The 18986-nt window shown below is 60.0% G+C and carries 16 protein-coding genes; 7 read left to right on the forward strand and 9 right to left on the reverse strand.

The annotated features are described in order from the left end of the window. The first annotated feature begins 2 nt into the window (after positions 1 to 2). Positions 3 to 905 (forward strand): DMT family transporter, encoded by a 903-nt coding sequence (locus DFS28_RS16545; protein WP_371922177.1) that lies wholly within the window; start codon positions 3 to 5, stop codon positions 903 to 905. A 7-nt stretch (positions 906 to 912) separates the two neighbouring features. Here the strand turns inward: DFS28_RS16545 and prpD are convergent, their stop codons facing one another. The 6 genes from prpD to DFS28_RS16580 all read right to left on the reverse strand — a co-directional run bounded on the left by prpD (position 913) and on the right by DFS28_RS16580 (position 9496). Continuing rightward, on the reverse strand, positions 913 to 2397 hold the full coding sequence (prpD, locus tag DFS28_RS16550; protein ID WP_111450647.1) for a 2-methylcitrate dehydratase: 1485 nt from the start codon (positions 2395 to 2397) through the stop codon (positions 913 to 915). Positions 2398 to 2597: 200 nt separating this feature from the next. Further along, positions 2598 to 3788 (reverse strand): 2-methylaconitate cis-trans isomerase PrpF, encoded by a 1191-nt coding sequence (gene prpF / locus DFS28_RS16560; protein ID WP_111450648.1) that lies wholly within the window; start codon positions 3786 to 3788, stop codon positions 2598 to 2600. A 54-nt stretch (positions 3789 to 3842) separates the two neighbouring features. Beyond that, the gene (gene acnD, locus DFS28_RS16565) at positions 3843 to 6437 is read right to left on the reverse strand and encodes a Fe/S-dependent 2-methylisocitrate dehydratase AcnD (RefSeq protein ID WP_111450649.1); all 2595 of its coding nucleotides are present in this window, start codon (positions 6435 to 6437) and stop codon (positions 3843 to 3845) included. A 185-nt stretch (positions 6438 to 6622) separates the two neighbouring features. After that, complete coding sequence (gene prpC, locus DFS28_RS16570) at positions 6623 to 7750, reverse strand: 2-methylcitrate synthase (protein ID WP_111450650.1); 1128 nt, start codon at positions 7748 to 7750, stop codon at positions 6623 to 6625. A gap of 139 nt (positions 7751 to 7889) precedes the next feature. Further along, positions 7890 to 8780 (reverse strand): methylisocitrate lyase, encoded by an 891-nt coding sequence (gene prpB, locus DFS28_RS16575; RefSeq protein WP_008146328.1) that lies wholly within the window; start codon positions 8778 to 8780, stop codon positions 7890 to 7892. Continuing rightward, on the reverse strand, positions 8777 to 9496 hold the full coding sequence (locus tag DFS28_RS16580; protein WP_177327884.1) for a GntR family transcriptional regulator: 720 nt from the start codon (positions 9494 to 9496) through the stop codon (positions 8777 to 8779). Before DFS28_RS16580 ends, prpB begins: the two co-directional genes overlap by 4 nt. Positions 9497 to 9798: 302 nt before the next feature. Between DFS28_RS16580 and DFS28_RS16585 the strand changes: the two genes are divergently transcribed. The 4 genes from DFS28_RS16585 (at position 9799) to pabB (ending at position 14422) form a co-directional block, all read left to right on the forward strand. Continuing rightward, positions 9799 to 10335: an ATP-dependent zinc protease gene (locus tag DFS28_RS16585; protein WP_074874996.1), complete on the forward strand. Its 537-nt coding sequence runs from the start codon at positions 9799 to 9801 to the stop codon at positions 10333 to 10335. Between the two features lie 5 nt (positions 10336 to 10340). Further along, complete coding sequence (locus DFS28_RS16590) at positions 10341 to 11876, forward strand: inactive transglutaminase family protein (RefSeq protein WP_111450651.1); 1536 nt, start codon at positions 10341 to 10343, stop codon at positions 11874 to 11876. Then, positions 11876 to 12862 carry an alpha-L-glutamate ligase-like protein gene (locus DFS28_RS16595; RefSeq protein WP_111450652.1) on the forward strand — a complete coding sequence of 329 codons (987 nt, stop codon included), beginning with the start codon at positions 11876 to 11878 and terminating at the stop codon, positions 12860 to 12862. The genes DFS28_RS16590 and DFS28_RS16595 overlap by 1 nt, the downstream gene beginning before the upstream one ends. Before the next feature lie 222 nt (positions 12863 to 13084). Further along, complete coding sequence (pabB, locus tag DFS28_RS16600; protein WP_111450653.1) at positions 13085 to 14422, forward strand: aminodeoxychorismate synthase component I; 1338 nt, start codon at positions 13085 to 13087, stop codon at positions 14420 to 14422. A gap of 115 nt (positions 14423 to 14537) precedes the next feature. Here the strand turns inward: pabB and thrH are convergent, their stop codons facing one another. Continuing rightward, positions 14538 to 15155 carry a bifunctional phosphoserine phosphatase/homoserine phosphotransferase ThrH gene (thrH, locus tag DFS28_RS16605; RefSeq protein ID WP_008145993.1) on the reverse strand — a complete coding sequence of 206 codons (618 nt, stop codon included), beginning with the start codon at positions 15153 to 15155 and terminating at the stop codon, positions 14538 to 14540. 173 nt (positions 15156 to 15328) lie between these two features. On the opposite strand from thrH, the gene DFS28_RS16610 reads away from it, so the two are divergent. Continuing rightward, positions 15329 to 16069 carry a phosphoadenylyl-sulfate reductase gene (locus DFS28_RS16610; protein WP_008145995.1) on the forward strand — a complete coding sequence of 247 codons (741 nt, stop codon included), beginning with the start codon at positions 15329 to 15331 and terminating at the stop codon, positions 16067 to 16069. 205 nt (positions 16070 to 16274) lie between these two features. Here DFS28_RS16610 and DFS28_RS16620 read toward each other — a convergent pair whose 3' ends face one another. Further along, the gene (locus tag DFS28_RS16620; RefSeq protein WP_111450655.1) at positions 16275 to 17198 is read right to left on the reverse strand and encodes a LysR family transcriptional regulator; all 924 of its coding nucleotides are present in this window, start codon (positions 17196 to 17198) and stop codon (positions 16275 to 16277) included. Between the two features lie 125 nt (positions 17199 to 17323). Here DFS28_RS16620 and DFS28_RS16625 point away from each other — a divergent pair, with 125 nt between their 5' ends. Beyond that, positions 17324 to 18070, forward strand: coding sequence for a 3-oxoacyl-ACP reductase family protein (locus tag DFS28_RS16625; protein WP_111450656.1), 747 nt, complete (start codon positions 17324 to 17326; stop codon positions 18068 to 18070). Between the two features lie 152 nt (positions 18071 to 18222). Here DFS28_RS16625 and DFS28_RS16630 read toward each other — a convergent pair whose 3' ends face one another. Next, positions 18223 to 18918, reverse strand: coding sequence for an HAD-IA family hydrolase (locus tag DFS28_RS16630; RefSeq protein WP_111450657.1), 696 nt, complete (start codon positions 18916 to 18918; stop codon positions 18223 to 18225). Positions 18919 to 18986 lie beyond the last annotated feature (68 nt).

Raw genomic sequence — 18986 nt, forward strand, 5'->3', positions numbered from 1 at the left:
GGCTGGCCGCCCTGATCACCAGCGTGTTGTTCCTGATCGTGTGCCTGAGCTGGGGCACCACGTGGCTCGGGATCAAGATTGCCGTTGAAAGCGTGCCGCCGCTGACCGCTGCCGGCCTGCGGTTCCTCATCGCCTTCCCGCTCTTTCTCGGCTTCGCCCTGATACGTCGTGAGCCGCTGCTGTTTCCCAAGGAAAGCCGTTGGTTTTTTGTCTTTGTCACGCTGTCGTATTTCAGCCTGCCGTACTACTTGCTCAACTACGGCGAGATGCACGTGTCATCGGGTCTGACGGCGCTGTTGTTCAGCTGCATGCCGGTGTTCATCCTGTTGTTTTGCGCGCTGTTTCTGCGGGAGAAAATCTACCCCTCGCAAGTGCTGGGCATTGCCATCGGTTTCGGCAGCCTGTTCATGATCATCCGCAGCCAGGGGCTGCATCTTGACCATGCTGAAATGTTCGGGGTGTTGGCGATCCTCTGCGCGGCGGTGATGCATGCGCTGTGTTACGTGGTGACTAAAAAACACGGTACGGCGATCAGCGTGATCACCTACAACACGCTGCCAATCGGCATCGCCGGGCTGATGCTGTTTGTCGCCGGATTGAGTGTCGAAGCACCGGAGTTCAATAGCATCACCGCGCGTTCGTGGAGCGCCCTGCTCTATCTGGGGCTGGTGGCGTCGGTGGGCGGGTTTATCGTTTACTTTTTGCTGCTCAAGCGGCTGAGCCCGATCATTCTGTCGTTTGTGTTCATCATTTTTCCGGTGTTCGCAGTGATCATCGGCGCCTGGTACGAGGGGCAAACCGTGTCCCGGGAACTGATGATGTACTCGGCGATTTTGCTGACGGGGTTTGCGATCACCAAATTGCCTGTGGAGAAGTGGCTCATCGGCAAAAAAACAAACCCCTAGGCGACGGTCAGATCACAAACAAATCCACAAACCTGTTCACCGGTGTGGCTTCAAGCTTCGCCTGATCCTTGCACAACGCAAAGATCTCAGCGCTGCGCTGGGCGTTGAAGCGCGTCGCCAGGTTCGCCTTGAACTTGTCTTCCAGCAGCGCAATGCCGTCGGAGCGGCGACGGCGATGGCCGATCGGGTACTCCACCAACACGTTTTCGGTGCTGGAGCCGTCCTTGAAGAACACCTGTATCGCATTGGCGATGGAGCGTTTGTCGGCCTCCAGGTATTCGCGGGTGTAGCGCGGGTCTTCGACGATAACCATTTTCTCGCGCAGCACGTCGATGATCGGATGCGCTGCGTGGAAGTCGTCTTCGTACTGCTCGGCCACCAGATTGCCGAACGCCAGCGGCACGGCTGTCATGTACTGAATGCAATGGTCACGGTCCGCCGCATTGGCCAGCGGGCCGACCTTGGAGATGATGCGGATTGCCGATTCGTGGGTAGTGATGACGATTTTGTCGATTTCGTGCAGGCGATTTCTGACTTGCGGATGCAACGTCACGGCCGCTTCGCACGCCGTTTGCGCATGGAACTCGGCCGGAAAGCTGATCTTGAACAGCACGTTTTCCATCACGTAGCTGCCGTACTTCCGGGAGAAGCTGAACGCGCGTTTGTCTTCGGGCTTGAGCGCCAGGTCGTTGTTGGTGTGACTGAACAGCACATCGTAGAAGCCCCATTGTTTCGCGGTCAGTACGCCAGGGATGCCCATTTCGCCACGCATGGCGATGTCCGCCAGACGCACGCCACGGCTGGACGCGTCGCCGGCCGCCCAGGATTTACGCGATCCGGCATTCGGCGCATGACGGTAAGTGCGCAGCGCCTGACCGTCGGCGAACGCATGGGACAACGCCGACAACAACTGCTCACGATTGGCGCCCATCAGCTTGGCGGTGACCGCGGTCGAGGCGACTTTCACCAGGATGACGTGATCCAGGCCTACACGATTGAAGGAGTTTTCCAACGCGATCACGCCCTGGATTTCGTGAGCCATGATCATGGCGTCGAGCACCGCGCGAACGGTCAGCGGCGCGTCGCCATTGGCCAGGCGTTTTTGCGACAAGTGATCGGCCACCGCGAGAATGCCGCCGAGGTTATCGGACGGATGGCCCCACTCCGCGGCGAGCCAGGTGTCGTTGTAGTCGAGCCAGCGCACGATGCAGCCGATGTCCCACGCCGCCTTGACCGGGTCGAGGCGATAACTGGTACCGGGGACACGCGCGCCAAACGGGACGACGGTGCCTTCCACCATGGGGCCGAGGTGTTTGGTGCATTCGGGGAAGCGCAGGGCCAGCAGGCCGCAACCCAACGTGTCCATCAGGCAGTTGCGTGCGGTGTCGAGGGCTTCGGCGGACTGGATCTTGAAATTGAGGACGTAGTCGGCAATGTCCTGCAGGACCGTGTCGTAGTCGGGGCGGTTGTTCTGGTCGACGTTGGTGCTCATGTTCGATTCACTCTTGAAGTGGTTCGTTAATGGGACCTCGGTTCAGGGGCAATCTTGGTTGGTTACACCGTTCTTATTTGGTAATGCAATCAAACTGTGGGAGCGGGCTTGCTCGCGAAGACGGCGGCACATCCGACATCAATGCAAGCTGACACACCGCTTTCGCGAGCAAGCCCGCTCCCACAGTGGTTTGGCGTGTTTTAGAACGAATCGCCCGGCACGCGGACAAACCCTTCCATCAACACCCGCGCACTGCGGCTCATGATGGCTTTGTTCACGGTCCACTCGCCGTTCACCAGGCTGGCTTCAGCCCCCACACGCAAGGTGCCGGACGGATGCCCAAAGCGCACGGCATTGCGTTCGACACCACCCGCGGCAAGGTTCACCAGCGTGCCGGAAATCGCCGCCGCCGTACCGATCGCCACGGCCGCCGTGCCCATCATCGCGTGGTGCAATTTGCCCATGGACAGCGCCCGCACCAGCAGATCGACATCAGCCGCCGCAATCGCTTTGCCACTCGAAGCGACGTAGTCCGCAGGCTTGGCCACAAAGGCAACCTTGGGCGTGTGCTGACGCTTGGCCGCTTCGTCCAGATCCTTGATCAGGCCCATGCGCAATGCGCCGTAAGCCCGAATGGTTTCAAACATCAGCAACGCTTTTGGGTCGCTGTTGATCGCGCTTTGCAGCTCGGTGCCGGTGTAACCGATGTCTTCGGCATTGACGAAAATCGTCGGAATACCGGCATTGATCATGGTCGCCTTGAAGGTTCCGACGCCAGGCACTTCGAGGTCATCCACCAGGTTACCGGTAGGAAACATCGAACCGCCGCCGCCCTCTTCTTCCGCTGCAGGGTCCATGAATTCGACCTGCACTTCAGCCGCCGGAAAGGTCACGCCGTCGAGTTCGAAATCACCTGTTTCCTGCACTTCACCATTGGTGATCGGCACGTGGGCGATGATGGTCTTGCCGATGTTGGCCTGCCACACGCGAACCACGGCAACGCCGTTGTGCGGGATGCGGCTGGCGTCCACCAAACCATTGCTGATGGCAAACGAACCGACCGCCGCCGACAGGTTGCCGCAGTTGCCACTCCAATCGACGAAAGGCTTGTCGATGGACACCTGACCAAACAGATAGTCGACGTCGTGATCGGCCTTGATGCTTTTGGACAGGATCACGGTTTTGCTGGTGCTGGAGGTCGCGCCGCCCATGCCGTCGATTTGCTTGTCGTACGGGTCAGGACTGCCGATCACGCGCAGCAACAAGGCATCGCGCGCCGGGCCTGGAACCTGTGCTGCTTCAGGCAGGTCTTTCAGGCTGAAGAACACGCCTTTGCTGGTGCCGCCGCGCATGTAGGTGGCGGCGATTTTAATTTGAGGTGCGTGAGCCATGATGTTCCTTTTAGGATCGAGCGAGGCCGCGTGGCCCCGCCCGAACTTATCGTGTTAAACGGCAACCGCCGATTCTTCGAGGAAGTCCTGAGCGAAGCGTTGCAGCACGCCGCCGGCCTCATAGATCGACACTTCTTCGGCGGTGTCGAGGCGGCAGGTCACCGGCACTTCGACGCGTTCGCCGTTCTTACGGTTGATCACCAGCGTCAGCTCGGCACGCGGGGTGCGCTCACCGATCACGTCGTAGGTTTCGCTGCCATCGATGCCCAATGTCTTGCGGTCGGTGCCCGGTTTGAATTCCAGCGGCAACACGCCCATGCCCACCAGGTTGGTGCGGTGAATGCGCTCGAAGCCTTCGGCTGCAATCGCTTCCACACCCGCCAGACGCACGCCTTTGGCTGCCCAGTCGCGGGACGAACCCTGACCGTAGTCGGCGCCGGCGATGATGATCAGCGGCTGCTTGCGTTCCATGTAGGTTTCGATGGCTTCCCACATGCGCATCACTTTGCCTTCCGGCTCGACGCGAGCCAGCGAACCCTGTTTGACCTTGCCGTTTTCCTGAACCATTTCATTGAACAGTTTCGGGTTGGCGAAGGTGGCGCGTTGCGCGGTCAAGTGGTCACCGCGGTGCGTTGCGTAAGAGTTGAAGTCCTCTTCCGGCAAGCCCATTTTCGCCAGGTATTCGCCGGCGGCGCTGTCGAGCATGATCGCGTTTGAAGGCGACAGGTGATCGGTGGTGATGTTGTCCGGCAGCACCGCCAGCGGGCGCATGCCCTTGAGCGGACGAGCACCGGCCAGCGCGCCTTCCCAGTACGGCGGACGGCGGATGTAGGTGCTCATCTCGCGCCAGTCGTACAGCGGCGTCACTTTCGGACCGGTGTCTTCGTGGATGGCGAACATCGGAATGTAGACCTGACGGAATTGCTCCGGCTTGACCGATGCTTTCACCACCGCGTCGATTTCTTCGTCGCTCGGCCAGATGTCTTTGAGGCGGACTTCCTTGCCGTCGACCACACCCAGCACATCTTTTTCGATGTCGAAACGGATGGTGCCGGCAATGGCGTAAGCCACGACCAATGGCGGCGAAGCAAGGAACGCATTCTTGGCGTACGGGTGGATCCGGCCATCGAAGTTGCGGTTGCCGGACAGCACAGCGGTGGCGTACAGGTCGCGGTCGATGATCTCTTGCTGAATCACCGGATCCAGCGCGCCGGACATGCCGTTGCAGGTGGTGCAAGCGAAGGCCACGATGCCGAAACCGAGTTGCTCCAGTTCGGTGGTCAGGCCGGCTTCGTCCAGGTACAGCGCCACGGTTTTCGAACCCGGCGCCAGGGACGATTTGACCCACGGTTTGCGGGTCAATCCGAGCTTGTTGGCATTGCGCGCCAGCAGGCCGGCGGCGATGACGTTGCGCGGGTTGCTGGTGTTGGTGCAACTGGTGATGGCGGCGATGATTACCGCGCCATCCGGCATCTGACCGGGCACTTCGGTCCACTGACCGGAGATACCTTGGGCGGCGAGGTCCGAGGTCGCAACGCGTGCGTGCGGGTTGCTCGGGCCGGCCATGTTGCGCACTACCGAGGACAGGTCAAAGCTCAACCCACGCTCGTATTGCGCATTCTTCAAGCTGTCAGCCCACAGGCCTGTGGTCTTGGCATAGTTCTCGACCAACTGCACCTGCTCGTCTTCACGGCCGGTGAGTTTCAGGTAGTCGATGGTCTGCTGATCGATGTAGAACATCGCGGCGGTGGCGCCATATTCCGGGGCCATGTTGGAAATGGTCGCACGGTCGCCAAGCGTCAACGCGGAGGCGCCTTCGCCGAAGAACTCCAGCCATGCGCCAACGACTTTTTGCTGACGCAGGAACTCGGTCAGCGCCAGCACCATGTCGGTGGCGGTGATGCCCGGTTGCAGTTTGCCGGTCAATTCAACGCCGACGCTTTCCGGCAGACGCATCCACGACGCGCGGCCGAGCATCACGCTTTCCGCTTCCAGGCCGCCGACACCGATGGCGATCACGCCCAGTGCATCGACGTGCGGAGTGTGGCTGTCGGTGCCGACGCACGTGTCGGGGAACGCCACGCCGTCGCGCACCTGGATCACCGGAGACATTTTCTCCAGATTGATCTGGTGCATGATGCCGTTGCCCGGCGGGATCACATCAACGTTCTTGAAGGCTTTTTTGGTCCAGTTGATGAAGTGGAAACGGTCTTCGTTGCGACGGTCTTCGATGGCGCGGTTCTTCTCGAACGCCTCCGGATCGAAGCCACCGCGCTCGACGGCCAGGGAGTGATCGACGATCAATTGCGTCGGCACCACCGGGTTCACTTGCGCAGGGTCGCCACCTTGCAAAGCGATGGCGTCACGCAGGCCGGCGAGGTCGACCAGCGCGGTCTGGCCGAGAATGTCGTGGCACACCACGCGGGCCGGGAACCATGGGAAGTCGAGGTCGCGTTTGCGCTCGATGAATTGCTTCAGGGATTCGGTGAGCGTGGCCGGGTCGCAGCGACGCACCAGGTTTTCCGCCAGCACGCGGGAGGTGTACGGCAGAGTGTCGTAGGCGCCGGGCTGGATGGCTTCGACAGCCGCGCGGACGTCGAAGTAATCCAGATGGCTGCCGGGCAGCGGTTTACGGAATTCAGTATTCATCGTCAGGACTCGGTCACGGTGATTTCAAAAGGTGGGACCTGGCATTTGAATTGAGACCGGTGCCCTGTAGGAGCCGAGCTTGCTCGCGATAGCGGTATATCAGTCGACATCGATGTTGAATGTCAGACCGTCATCGCGAGCAAGCTCGGCTCCTACAGGTTCCCGGTTCAGCCGGCCCACACCATTCAGCGTTGTTCGATTGGCACGAACTTGCGCTGTTCGACGCCGACGTACTCGGCGCTCGGGCGGATGATGCGGTTGTTGGCACGTTGTTCGAACACGTGCGCCGCCCAGCCGGTCAGGCGCGAGCAGACGAAAATCGGGGTGAACAACTTGGTCGGGATGCCCATGAAGTGGTACGTCGACGCATGGTAGAAGTCGGCGTTCGGGAACAGTTTCTTCTGCTCCCACATGGTTGCGTCGATGGCTTCGGAAACCGGGAACAACACGGTGTCGCCCACTTCCTCGGCGAGTTTTTTCGACCAGCCCTTGATCACCTCATTGCGCGGATCGTTGTCCTTATAGATCGCGTGACCGAAGCCCATGATCTTGTCCTTGCGCGCAAGCATGCCGAGGGTGCCTTCGACGGCCTCTTGCGGCGAGCTGAAGCGCTCGATCATTTCCATCGCCGCTTCGTTGGCGCCGCCATGCAGCGGACCGCGCAGCGAGCCGATGGCCGCCGTGATGCACGAATACATGTCCGACAGGGTCGAGGCGCAAACCCGCGCGGTGAACGTCGAGGCGTTGAACTCGTGCTCAGCGTAGAGGATCAGCGAAACGTTCATCACTTTGACGTGCAACTCGCTCGGCTTCTTGTCGTGCAGCAGGTGCAGGAAATGGCCGCCGATGGATTGTTCGTCGCTCACGCAGCTGATGCGTTTGCCGTCATGGCTGAAGCGATACCAGTAGCACATGATCGCCGGGAACGCGGCGAGCAAACGGTCAGTCACGTCGTGTTGTTCGCAGAAGTCTTTCTCCGGTTCGATGTTGCCCAGGAACGAGCAACCGGTGCGCATCACGTCCATCGGGTGGGCGTCGGCGGGGATGCGTTCCAGCACTTCTTTCAGCGCTTGCGGCAGGTCGCGCAGCTTGCCCAGTTTGCTGATGTAAGCGGCGAGCTGGGTTTGGGTCGGCAGTTCACCGTAAAGCAGCAGGTAGGCCACTTCTTCGAACTGTGCGTCAGCCGCCAGTTCGCGAACGTCGTAGCCACGATAGGTCAGGCCTGCGCCCGACTGGCCCACGGTGGACAGTGCGGTTTGCCCGGCAACCTGGCCACGGAGCCCGGCGCCACTGAGTACTTTTGCTTCGGCCATTGCTGTCTCCAGTTTTTCTTGAATTTGTTAGGGAAACTTGTAGGAGCGAGCCTGCTCGCGAAGGTGGACGGAACACCTCGGTGCATTAAGGACACCGCGTTATCGTTGGCGTCCATCGCGAGCAGGCTCGCTCCTACAATTACTTCTTCGCGGCAAACAACGCATCGAGCTTCTGCTCGAAGGTGTGATAGTCGATGCGATCGTAAAGCTCCATGCGCGTCTGCATGGTGTCGATCACGTTCTGTTGCGTGCCGTCGCGGCGGATCGCGGTGTAGACGTTTTCGGCGGCTTTGTTCATCGCGCGGAACGCCGACAGCGGGTACAGCACCAGCGACACATCGGCGGCGGCAAGCTGCTCGGTGGTGTACAGCGGCGTCGCGCCGAATTCGGTGATGTTGGCCAGGATCGGCGCTTTCACGCGGCTGGCGAACAGCTTGTACATGTCCAGTTCGGTGATGGCTTCCGGGAAAATCATGTCGGCGCCGGCCTCGATGCACGCGGCGGCGCGATCCAAAGCGGATTCCAGACCTTCCACTGCGAGGGCGTCGGTACGGGCCATGATCACGAAGCTGTCATCGGTGCGCGCATCAACAGCTGCCTTGATGCGATCGACCATTTCCTGCAGGGACACGATCTCTTTATTAGGACGGTGACCGCAGCGCTTGGCGCCCACCTGGTCTTCGATGTGAATTGCCGCCGCGCCGAACTTGATCATCGACTTGACGGTGCGCGCAACGTTGAACGCCGAGGAGCCGAAACCGGTGTCGACGTCCACCAACAGCGGCAGGTCGCAAACGTCAGTGATGCGGCGCACGTCGGTCAGCACGTCATCCAGGCCGGTGATGCCCAGGTCCGGCACGCCGAGGGAGCCGGCAGCCACCCCGCCACCCGACAGATAAATAGCCTTGAAACCGGCGCGCTTGGCCAGCAGCGCGTGATTGGCGTTGATCGCGCCGACCACTTGCAGCGGATGTTCGCTGGCGACCGCATCGCGGAATCGCTGGCCTGGAGTGCTCTTGTTGGAACTCATGACTCACCTCGTTCAGTGGCTGTCTGGTTGGCGCCGTCCTGGTAATGACGAGCGATATTGCGTTTGGAGGCGCCGATGTGGCGGCGCATCAACAACTCGGCCAGCTCACCGTCACGGTCGGCGATGGCGTCGAGAATTCGGTGGTGTTCGGCAAAGGCCTGACGCGGACGATTGGGCGTGGTGGAAAACTGGATGCGGTACATGCGCACCAGTTGATAGAGCTCGCCGCAGAGCATCTGCGTCAGGGTGCGGTTGCCGCTGCCCTGGATAATTCGGTAATGGAAGTCGAAATCGCCTTCCTGCTGGTAGTAGCCGACACCCGCCTGAAACGCCGCATCGCGCTCATGGGTTTCGAGGACCCGGCGCAGTTCGTCGATTTCTTCGAGCGTCATGCGTTCGGCCGCCAGACGGCAGGCCATGCCTTCGAGGGATTCGCGGATTTCGTAGAGTTCCAGCAGCTCGGCATGGCTCAACGAAACCACCCGCGCCCCGACGTGCGGCACGCGAACCAGCAGGCGCTGGCCTTCCAGACGGTGGATCGCCTCACGCAACGGCCCGCGGCTGATGCCATAGGTGCGCGCCAGTTCCGGCTCGGAGATCTTGCTGCCCGGGGCGATCTCGCCCTTGACGATGGCCGCCTGAATGCGCCGGAAGACGTTCTCGGAAAGTGTCTCTGAATCGTCTTGGGCAATGACCGGGGGATCGAGTTGATCCAGCATATTGTCGACACCTTGTAAGCGGATGCCGCAAAAACTAGCGAATACAGGCCGAATAGTCAAAGATAAAATCGGTATTGTCGACAATCGTCTAATAACCGGCCGCACCATAACAAAGCAGCACAGCGGTTTATAGCCGCCCGCCAGCGCTGGCGCCATAAAACCACCGTGCTAGAATGCCGGCCGCATTTGTTTGTGACATCTGCACTGCCTGTCATAAACAGTTGATAGGCATACGAGGGAGCTTGCGCAGCGATGCCAGGGTCTTGAATAGAAGTACGGACCGCTGCGCACCAGGATTTATGAGACTCAAGCCCTTCCCCACCTTCCTTTATCTTCTTTGTCTGCCCGGTTTCGCCGCGGCGGGGGAAAAGACTGTCTACGGCCTCAACGAGTACGCCTCCCTGGACGGCATCAACCTGGAAGTCGCCGCCAAACTCGACACCGGGGCGAAAACCGCTTCCCTGAGTGCCCGTGACATCAAACGTTTCAAACGCAATGGCGAATCCTGGGTGCGCTTCTATCTGGCCATCGACGCTGCGCATTCGCATCCGATCGAACGGCCACTGGCCCGCGTCAGCAAGATCAAGCGCAGGGCCGGCGACTACGACCCGGAAGAAGGCAAGAAGTACACCGCCCGTCCGGTGATCGAGCTGAATATCTGCATGGGTTCGGCTTTACGCAGTATCGAAGTGAACTTGACCGACCGCAGCGCCTTCCAATACCCGCTCCTGATCGGCTCCGAAGCGCTGAAACGCTTCGATGCGCTGGTCGACCCCAGTCTTAAATACGCTGCTGGCAAACCCGCCTGCGCCACCGACGCTCATACCGCAGAGTAATTCCAATGCGCTCTCTTACCCTTCACCTGAAATTCCTGATCGCCATCCTGGTGGTGCTGGGTATTTCAGTCACGGCCTATCAGATCTTCGTGCTCGGCATCCCCGTGACCGAAGACGCCACCGACGACTTGTGGAACATCGACGCCAAAGTCGAGTTCGTCGCCAGTACCAAGGACCCGGTCAAGATCCAGATGTTCGTGCCACCGCTGAGCCGCGATTACGTCAGCCTCAACGAGAGCTTCATTTCCAATAACTACGGCGTGGCCGTGAACCGTGCCGACGGCAACCGCAAAGTCACCTGGTCGGCACGTCGGGCCAAAGGCAATCAAACGCTTTATTACCGCCTGGTGCTGACCAAGCGCTACACCGGTGAAAAATCCAAGGTCAAAGGGCCGACCTTCCGTGACAGCATCGCCGTCGAAGGTGCGGAAAAAATCGCCGCCGAAGCCCTGCTCGCACCGATCCGCCAACACTCGGCCGACGTCGAAACCTTCATCGGCGAAGCCATCAAACGTGTCAACAATCTCAACGACGACAATGTGAAGCTGTTGCTGGGCGGCGATCCGTCCCCCGGGCACAAGGCGAAAATCGTCGAGCTGGTGCTGTCCATCGCGCACGTGCCAGTAGAAAAGGTCCACACCATTCGTCTGGTGGCCGACCAACCGCAAACACCGGAACTGTGGTTGCGCAGTTTCAACGGCACCGACTGGCTGTACTTCAACCCGGAAACCGGTGAACAGGGCCTGCCGACCGATCGCCTGTTGTGGTGGACCGGCGACGACAACCTGATCACCGTCGATGGCGGCAAGAAGGCCAACGTGACCTTCAGCCTGAACAACAGCGAAATGAACGCGATTCGCCTGGCCAAGCTGACCGACGAAAACACCGACGCCAACTTCCTCGAATACTCGCTGTACGGCCTGCCGCTGGAAACCCAGCAGACCTTCATGATCATGGTGATGATCCCGATCGGTGTACTGGTGATCCTGATCCTGCGCAACCTGATCGGCATTCAGACCCTCGGCACCTTTACCCCGGTGCTGATCGCCCTGGCGTTCAGGGAAACCCAGCTCGGCTTCGGTATCGTGCTGTTTACGATCATCACGGCGCTGGGCCTGACGTTGCGCTCCTACCTTGAACACTTGAAGCTGCAAATGTTGCCGAGGCTGTCGGTGGTGCTGACTTTCGTGGTGGTGCTGATCGCGGCGATCAGCCTCTTCAGCCATAAACTCGGTCTGGAACGCGGGTTGTCGGTGGCGTTGTTCCCCATGGTGATTCTGACCATGACCATCGAACGCCTGTCGATTACCTGGGAAGAACGTGGTTCCGGCCATGCCATGAAGGTGGCGATCGGTACGCTGTTCGCCGCGTCGCTGGCGCACCTGATCATGAGCGTTCCGGAGCTGGTCTACTTCGTGTTCACCTTCCCGGCGATCCTGTTGATCCTGGTGGGGTTCATGCTGGCCATGGGGCGTTATCGCGGCTACCGCCTGACCGAACTGGTGCGTTTCAAGGCCTTCCTGAAGAAGGCTGACGCCTGATGTTCGGCTTCTGGAAAACCTGGAAGGCCCTGGAAGCCCGGGGCATTATGGGGATCAATCGGCGTAACGCGGACTACGTGCTCAAGTACAACAAGCGCAGTCTGTACCCGATTGTCGATGACAAGATCATCACCAAGGAACGCGCCATCGCCGCCGGCATTCATGTGCCGGAACTGTATGGCGTGATTTCCACCGAGAAAGAAATCGACAACCTTGACGACATCATCGGCAGGCGCAACGACTTCGTGATCAAACCGGCCCAGGGCGCGGGCGGTGACGGCATCATTGTGGTTGCCGACCGGTTCGAGGGGCGCTATCGCACAGTCTCCGGCAAGATCATGGACCATGAGGAACTCGAGCACCATGTCTCGAGCATCCTCACCGGCCTGTATTCCCTGGGCGGGCACCGCGACCGCGCGCTGATCGAATACCGGGTGATCCCGGATCAGATTTTCAAAAGCATCAGCTATGAAGGCGTGCCGGACATCCGCATCATCGTGCTCATGGGTTACCCGGTGATGGCCATGCTGCGCTTGCCGACGCGCCAGTCCGGTGGCAAGGCCAACCTGCACCAGGGCGCCATCGGCGTCGGTGTCGACCTCGCGACCGGGCAGACGTTGCGCGGGACCTGGCTGAACAACATCATCACCAAACATCCGGACACCACCAACGCAGTGGACGGCGTGCAACTGCCCTACTGGGACGGTTTCATGAAACTTGCCGCCAGCTGCTATGAGCTGTGCGGGCTGGGTTACATCGGTGTCGACATGGTGCTGGACCAGGAAAAAGGGCCGCTGATTCTTGAGCTCAACGCCCGGCCTGGGCTGAACATTCAGATTGCCAATGATTGCGGGCTGACGTTGCGCACCCACGCGGTTGAAGCGCGGCTGGAGGAGTTGAAGGCTCGCGGGGTTGTTGAGACGGTGCGGGAACGGGTTGAGTTTGTTCAGGAAATGTTTGGGCATATTCCGGCGGTTGAGGGCTGACTTGTGGTGAGGGGATTTATCCCCGTTGGACTGCGCAGCAGGCCTGATTTTGGGGCCGCTCGCTGCCCAACGGGGTTGTGCGGCATTCCGATAAATCCCCTCACCACAGGTCTCTCTCACCCATCGCCCCCAATCTACCAATCCCCGACATCCCCTCTAGGAGCAATTCCCCGAGAAGACTACAATCGCCACCCCCGCCTCGATGGCTGATCTGCCCCGCCCATGTTGACCTGTTCCGTACACCCGCTCCCCTATTGCGCCAACCCCGCCGAGTACTTCGCGGCGATTCGTCATGCCCCCGGTGCCGTGCTGCTCGACAGTGGCCGGCCGAGTGCCGAGCGTGGACGTTATGACCTGCTCAGTGCCTGGCCGCTGGAGCAAATAGCAGTATTGCCTGACGAAAGTGGCAGCGATTTCCTGCAACGCCTTCGCGACAATCTGAAACGACTCGGTGAAGCGACGGTGCCTGTTGACCTGCCCTTCGCTGGCGGCCTCATCGGTTACCTGAGCTACGACTTCGGTCGGCATCTGGAAAACCTGCCGAGTCAGGCGCAGGACGATCTGCAATTGCCCGACGCACGTTTCGGGCTGTATGACTGGGCACTGATCAGCGATCACCAACTGAGTACAAGTCAGCTGGTATTCCACCCGTCGCTAATCGACAGCGAACGTCAGCGTCTGATCACGCTATTCAGTGAGCCCACGGCTGAAGCAGTCGAGCCTTTCAAGTTGAAAGCCCCGATGAAAGCCGACCTGAGCGCTGACGAGTATCGCCACGCGCTGGAACGCATTCAGCAGTACATCCAGGCCGGCGACTGTTACCAGGTCAATTTCGCCCAGCGTTTCCGCGCTCAGTGCCAGGGCGATCCATGGACCGCGTATTGCGCGCTGCGGGCGGCGTGCCCGACGCCGTTTTCCGGTTTTCAGAGCCTGCCCGACGGCGGTGCAGTGTTGAGCCTGTCGCCAGAACGCTTTGTAAAAGTCAGCGAACGCCATGTGGAAACCCGCCCGATCAAAGGCACCCGCCCTCGCGGACTGACCGCTGCCGAAGATGCGGCAAACGCCGCCGAACTGCTGGCCAGCCCCAAGGACCGCGCGGAAAACCTGATGATCGTCGACCTGCTGCGCAATGACCTCGGCCGTACTTGCCGTATCGGGTCGGTGCGGGTGCCGGAGTTGTTCAGCCTGGAAAGCTACCCGAACGTGCATCACCTGGTGAGCAGCGTGACCGGAGAACTGGCGGATGACCGGGACGCCTTGGACCTGATCGCTGGCAGCTTCCCTGGCGGCTCGATTACCGGTGCACCAAAAATTCGCGCGATGCAGATTATTGACGAGCTGGAACCGACCCGGCGCGGGTTGTACTGCGGTTCGCTGCTGTATCTGGATGTGCGTGGCGAGATGGACAGTTCGATCGCGATTCGCAGCTTGTTGGTGAAAGATGGGCAGGTGTGTTGCTGGGGCGGTGGCGGGATCGTCGCTGATTCCGAGTGGCAGGCCGAGTATCAGGAATCGATTACCAAGGTGAAGGTGTTGCTCGATACCCTGCAAAACCTTTGATCGTTCCCACGCTCCGCGTGGGAATGCAGCCCAGGACGCTCCGCGTCCCAAAGCGGACGCAGAGCGTCCATTGAGGCATTCCCACGCAGAGCGTGGGAACGATCAGTTAGCACAGTTACAAACTCAAGGCCCGGTTCGAAGCCTTGATGAATTCCTGCTTCAGCTCCTCAAAGCTGTGCACCGCCGGGAACTGCGGAAACTCGCGTATCACATTGTCCGGCGCATGGAACAGAATCCCCGCATCCGCCTCACCCAACATCGTGGTGTCGTTGTAGGAATCCCCCGCCGCGATCACCCGGTAGTAAAGGCTCTTGAACGCCAAAACCGACTGACGCTTGGGATCTTTCTGACGCAATTGATAGCTCGTCACCCGACCGGAATCGTCAGTAATCAGACGATGGCAGAGCAAGGTCGGGAAACCCAGTTGACGCATCAACGGCTGAGAAAACTCGTAGAACGTATCCGACAGAATCACCACCTGAAAGCGCTCGCGCAGCCAGTTGACGAACTCAATGGCGCCGTCCAGAGGCTGGAGCGTGGCGATCACTTCCTGGATGTCGGTAAGTTTCAAGCCGTGCTCGTCGAGAATCCGCAGACGCTGCTTCATCAGCACGTCGTAGTCGGGGATGTCCCGGGTGGTAGCCCTCAGAGACTCGATCCCGGTTTTTTCGGCGAAGGCGATCCAGATTTCCGGAACCAGTACACCTTCAAGATCCAGACAGGCTATTTCCACAAGACACTCCCATTTGTATTGATTATTGAGTCGAGCGAGCAAAAGGACTGCCGAACTCTAGCGACTCAGGCAAGCCTGCGCAACGCAGAGGGCGCGCCAGGTGCCGTAGGTTTTTGTTACCATCAGGGCCATATAGAGCGCCCAGCGCCACCGACCTGTAGGAAGCCGCCCTGATGAGCCCAACGTTCGACGTCGTGGAACTCGCCACGACCTATGCCAACAAATCCGCCCAGGACATCCTGAAACTCGCGTTCGCCGAGTTTGGCGATGACCTGTGGATATCTTTCAGCGGCGCCGAAGACGTGGTGCTGGTAGACATGGCCTGGAAGCTGAACAAGAACGTCAAAGTGTTCAGCCTCGACACTGGCCGCTTGCACCCCGAGACCTACCGCTTCATCGATCAAGTGCGCGAGCACTACAAGATCGACATCGAACTGGTGTCGCCGGACTACACCAAGCTCGAACCTTTCGTGAAGGAAAAAGGCCTGTTCAGTTTCTACAAGGACGGCCATGGCGAATGCTGCGGCATCCGCAAGATCGAGCCGCTACGTCGCAAGCTCTCGGGAGTGACCGCCTGGGCCACCGGCCAGCGTCGGGATCAGAGCCCTGGCACTCGCAGCGCCGTCGCGGTGCTGGAGATCGACACCGCGTTCTCCACCCCGGAACGCACCCTGTACAAATTCAACCCGCTGGCACAAATGACCAGTGAAGAGATCTGGGGCTATATCCGCATGCTGGAGCTGCCGTACAACAGCCTGCACGAACGCGGGTTCATCAGCATCGGCTGCGAGCCCTGCACTCGTCCGGTGTTGCCGAACCAGCACGAGCGCGAAGGTCGTTGGTGGTGGGAAGAAGCGACGCAGAAAGAATGCGGGCTGCATGCGGGCAATATCATCAGCAAATCCAAGGAATAACCTCCCGGTCTTGTCAGATCCAAATGTGGGAGCGGGCTTGGTCCGGGCGGCGTTCCGACGAAGGCGGACTGACATTCAACATAGATGTCGAATGTGAAAGCCTCTTCGCGAGCAAGCCCGCTCCCACATTTGACCTGCGGCGTTCACAAATCCCCTGTGGGAGCGGGCTTGCTCGCGAAGGCCGCAACTTGGTCTCAAGCCTGGCTCAAACCGCACTAAACCGCTGCCCCAACCCCTGCTCCGCAAACTGCTCAATGATGAAATCCACAAACGCCCGGGTCTTGCCCGGCAGCAGTTTGTGTTCAGCGTAATAAATGGAAATGTTGCCATCGTCGACAAACCAGTCCGGCAGCACCCGCTGCAAGGTCCCGGCCTCCAGGTAGCCCACGGCAAACGGCATGCTCACCAGCGCAATGCCCAACCCTTGGGCGGCCGTGGCGCAGGCCGCCTCCGAATCGCTCATGGTCATCCGCGCCTTGAGCGTCAGCGGGCTGTGTTGCTGGGTGTGACTGGTCAATTGCCAGGAACGCACACGACCTGTCTGTGGCGATCGAATCAGGATGCCATCGTGATGTTTGAGATCATCGGGCTCGGCAATCGCCTCACGCCCTGCAAGATAGTCGGCTGACGCGACCAACACCCGATGGGCGGGGGTCAGCTTGCGCGCCACCACCCCCTGCGGCAGCTCGAATCCGCCACCAATCGCCGCATCGAAACCCTGAGCGATCAGATCGACCTGACGGTTATCGAAATGCCAGTCCGGGTTGATCGCCGGAAAACGCCGCAGAAACTCCCCAAGCAACGGAACGACATACAACCGCCCAAACACCGTGCCCATGCTGACCTTCAACGTCCCCGCCGGCAGCCCCTCGGCGCTGGCCAGATTGGCCACGGCATTCTGGATCGTGTGAAGACTGGAACTCACTTCGCCGAGAAACCGATGACCCGCTTCGGTGAGCGTCAGGCTGCGAGTGCTGCGCTGAAACAGCCGCACACCCACCCTCGCCTCAAGCTTGGCGACGCTCTTGCCCACCGCCGCCGGGGTCAGGCTCAGGCGGCGCGCGGCTTCGGCGAAGCTGCCGACCTCGGCACTGCGCACGAAGCATTCGATACTGCTGAAGGTTTCCATAAGCGCCACTATAAACTTTTGGTTTACACAGACTATCGCAATTACTGTCTACACAGCCGGTAATCCTGAATCGATACTAGGCTCCATCAACCCAGGCATCTCGCCTCGGGACTTTGGAGATCGATATGACTACTCAGAACCTCAGCGGCAAAGTGGCTTTGATTCAAGGTGGATCCCGCGGTATCGGCGCCGCCATTGTCAAACGCCTGGCCGCTGAAGGCGCGACAGTCGCCTTCACCTACGTCAGCTCCACGGCCAAAGCCGAAGAATTGCAAAACAGCATCACCGGTAACGGCGGCAAAGCCCTCGCCATCAAGGCTGACAGCGCCGACGCCGAGGCCATTCGCAACGCCGTGACCGCCACCGTAAAAGCCTTTGGTCGCCTGGACATTCTGGTCAACAACGCAGGCGTTCTGGCCATCGCACCGCTGGAGGATTTTAAACTCGAAGACTTCGACCAGACTCTGGCCATCAACGTACGCAGCGTGTTCATCGCCACCCAGGCCGCCGCCAAACACATGACCGAAGGCGGTCGCATCATCAACATCGGCAGCACCAACGCCGACCGCATGCCCTTCGCCGGTGGTGGCCCGTACGCCATGAGCAAGTCCGCGCTGGTCGGTCTGACCAAAGGCCTGGCGCGCGACCTCGGCCCGCGCGGCATCACCATCAACAACGTGCAACCGGGCCCGGTCGACACTGACATGAACCCGGCCAGTGGTGACTTCGCCGAAAGCCTGATCCCGTTGATGGCGGTGGGTCGTTACGGCAAAGCGGAAGAAATCGCCAGCTTCGTCGCCTACCTCGTCGGTCCCGAAGCCGGCTACATCACTGGTGCCAGCCTGACCATCGACGGTGGTTTCGGCGCCTGATGACTTAAACGCAATCTAAAAAATGTGGGAGCGGCGGTGCGACGATTCGACTTGCTCGCGAAGGCGTTGTGTCAGCCGACATTAATGTTGGCTGATACTCCCTCTTCGCGAGCAAGTCGAATCGTCGCACCGCCGCTCCCACACTTTCTGCATCAAGCCCATTCGAGCGCCGGCAAACCGCAAGCGCTTGGTTTGAACGCTTTCAGCGTACGAAGGATGCCGTCGGCGTGTGCGTATTTCTCGTCAGCCATCGCCGCATCCGGGATCGCAATCGCGGTCATTCCTGCCGCTTTCGCCGCCGTGACACCGAACGGCGAATCCTCGAACACCAGGCAATCGCCGGGCGCGACACCCAGGCGCCGCGCCGCCGTGAGGAAGATGTCTGGCGCCGGTTTAGCCGCGCCGACTTCCGGATCGTCAGCCGTCACGATGAAATCGAACAGCGCAAACCAATCGCGGTGCAAGGTGGTTTTCTGTCCGAACGACTGACGCGAAGAGCTGGTGCCCACCGCGATCGGAATGTTGTTGGCCTTCAAGTGCCGAACCAGCTCCTGCGCGCCAGGCATTGCCAGCGCCGTAGGAAAACGCTCGCGCATCAGCGGTTCGCGGATCACCAGGAACTCTTCGGCAGTAATCGGCAGGTCCAGCGCCTCGACCACATAACGCGCCAGATCACCCGCGCCACGACCGATGATGTTCTGCTTGACGCTCCAGTCGAAGACCCGACCGTAACGCGCGGCAATAATGGACGTGACTTCGGTGTAAATGCCCTCGGTATCCAGTAACAAGCCGTCCATATCAAAAATCACGGCCTTGATCGGGCCGAATTCATTCAGCGGTGCATTCATCGCATCTGATCCGTTTTCTAATGACATCCCAGAGGCGGCTCAGGTACGGCCGGGTCCGCGATCGATTA

Source organism: Pseudomonas sp. 478 (assembly GCF_003254125.1).
In the GTDB taxonomy this organism is placed as follows: domain Bacteria; phylum Pseudomonadota; class Gammaproteobacteria; order Pseudomonadales; family Pseudomonadaceae; genus Aquipseudomonas.

Coding starts and splice junctions, on each gene's coding strand:
- prpD (WP_111450647.1), bottom strand. CDS start 2,397: ATGAGCACCAACGTCGACCAGAACAACCGCCCCGACTACGACACGGTC.
- prpF (WP_111450648.1), bottom strand. CDS start 3,788: ATGGCTCACGCACCTCAAATTAAAATCGCCGCCACCTACATGCGCGGC.
- acnD (WP_111450649.1), bottom strand. CDS start 6,437: ATGAATACTGAATTCCGTAAACCGCTGCCCGGCAGCCATCTGGATTAC.
- prpC (WP_111450650.1), bottom strand. CDS start 7,750: ATGGCCGAAGCAAAAGTACTCAGTGGCGCCGGGCTCCGTGGCCAGGTT.
- prpB (WP_008146328.1), bottom strand. CDS start 8,780: ATGAGTTCCAACAAGAGCACTCCAGGCCAGCGATTCCGCGATGCGGTC.
- DFS28_RS16585 (WP_074874996.1), top strand. CDS start 9,799: ATGAGACTCAAGCCCTTCCCCACCTTCCTTTATCTTCTTTGTCTGCCC.
- DFS28_RS16590 (WP_111450651.1), top strand. CDS start 10,341: ATGCGCTCTCTTACCCTTCACCTGAAATTCCTGATCGCCATCCTGGTG.
- DFS28_RS16595 (WP_111450652.1), top strand. CDS start 11,876: ATGTTCGGCTTCTGGAAAACCTGGAAGGCCCTGGAAGCCCGGGGCATT.
- pabB (WP_111450653.1), top strand. CDS start 13,085: ATGTTGACCTGTTCCGTACACCCGCTCCCCTATTGCGCCAACCCCGCC.
- DFS28_RS16610 (WP_008145995.1), top strand. CDS start 15,329: ATGAGCCCAACGTTCGACGTCGTGGAACTCGCCACGACCTATGCCAAC.
- DFS28_RS16620 (WP_111450655.1), bottom strand. CDS start 17,198: ATGGAAACCTTCAGCAGTATCGAATGCTTCGTGCGCAGTGCCGAGGTC.
- DFS28_RS16625 (WP_111450656.1), top strand. CDS start 17,324: ATGACTACTCAGAACCTCAGCGGCAAAGTGGCTTTGATTCAAGGTGGA.
- DFS28_RS16630 (WP_111450657.1), bottom strand. CDS start 18,918: ATGAATGCACCGCTGAATGAATTCGGCCCGATCAAGGCCGTGATTTTT.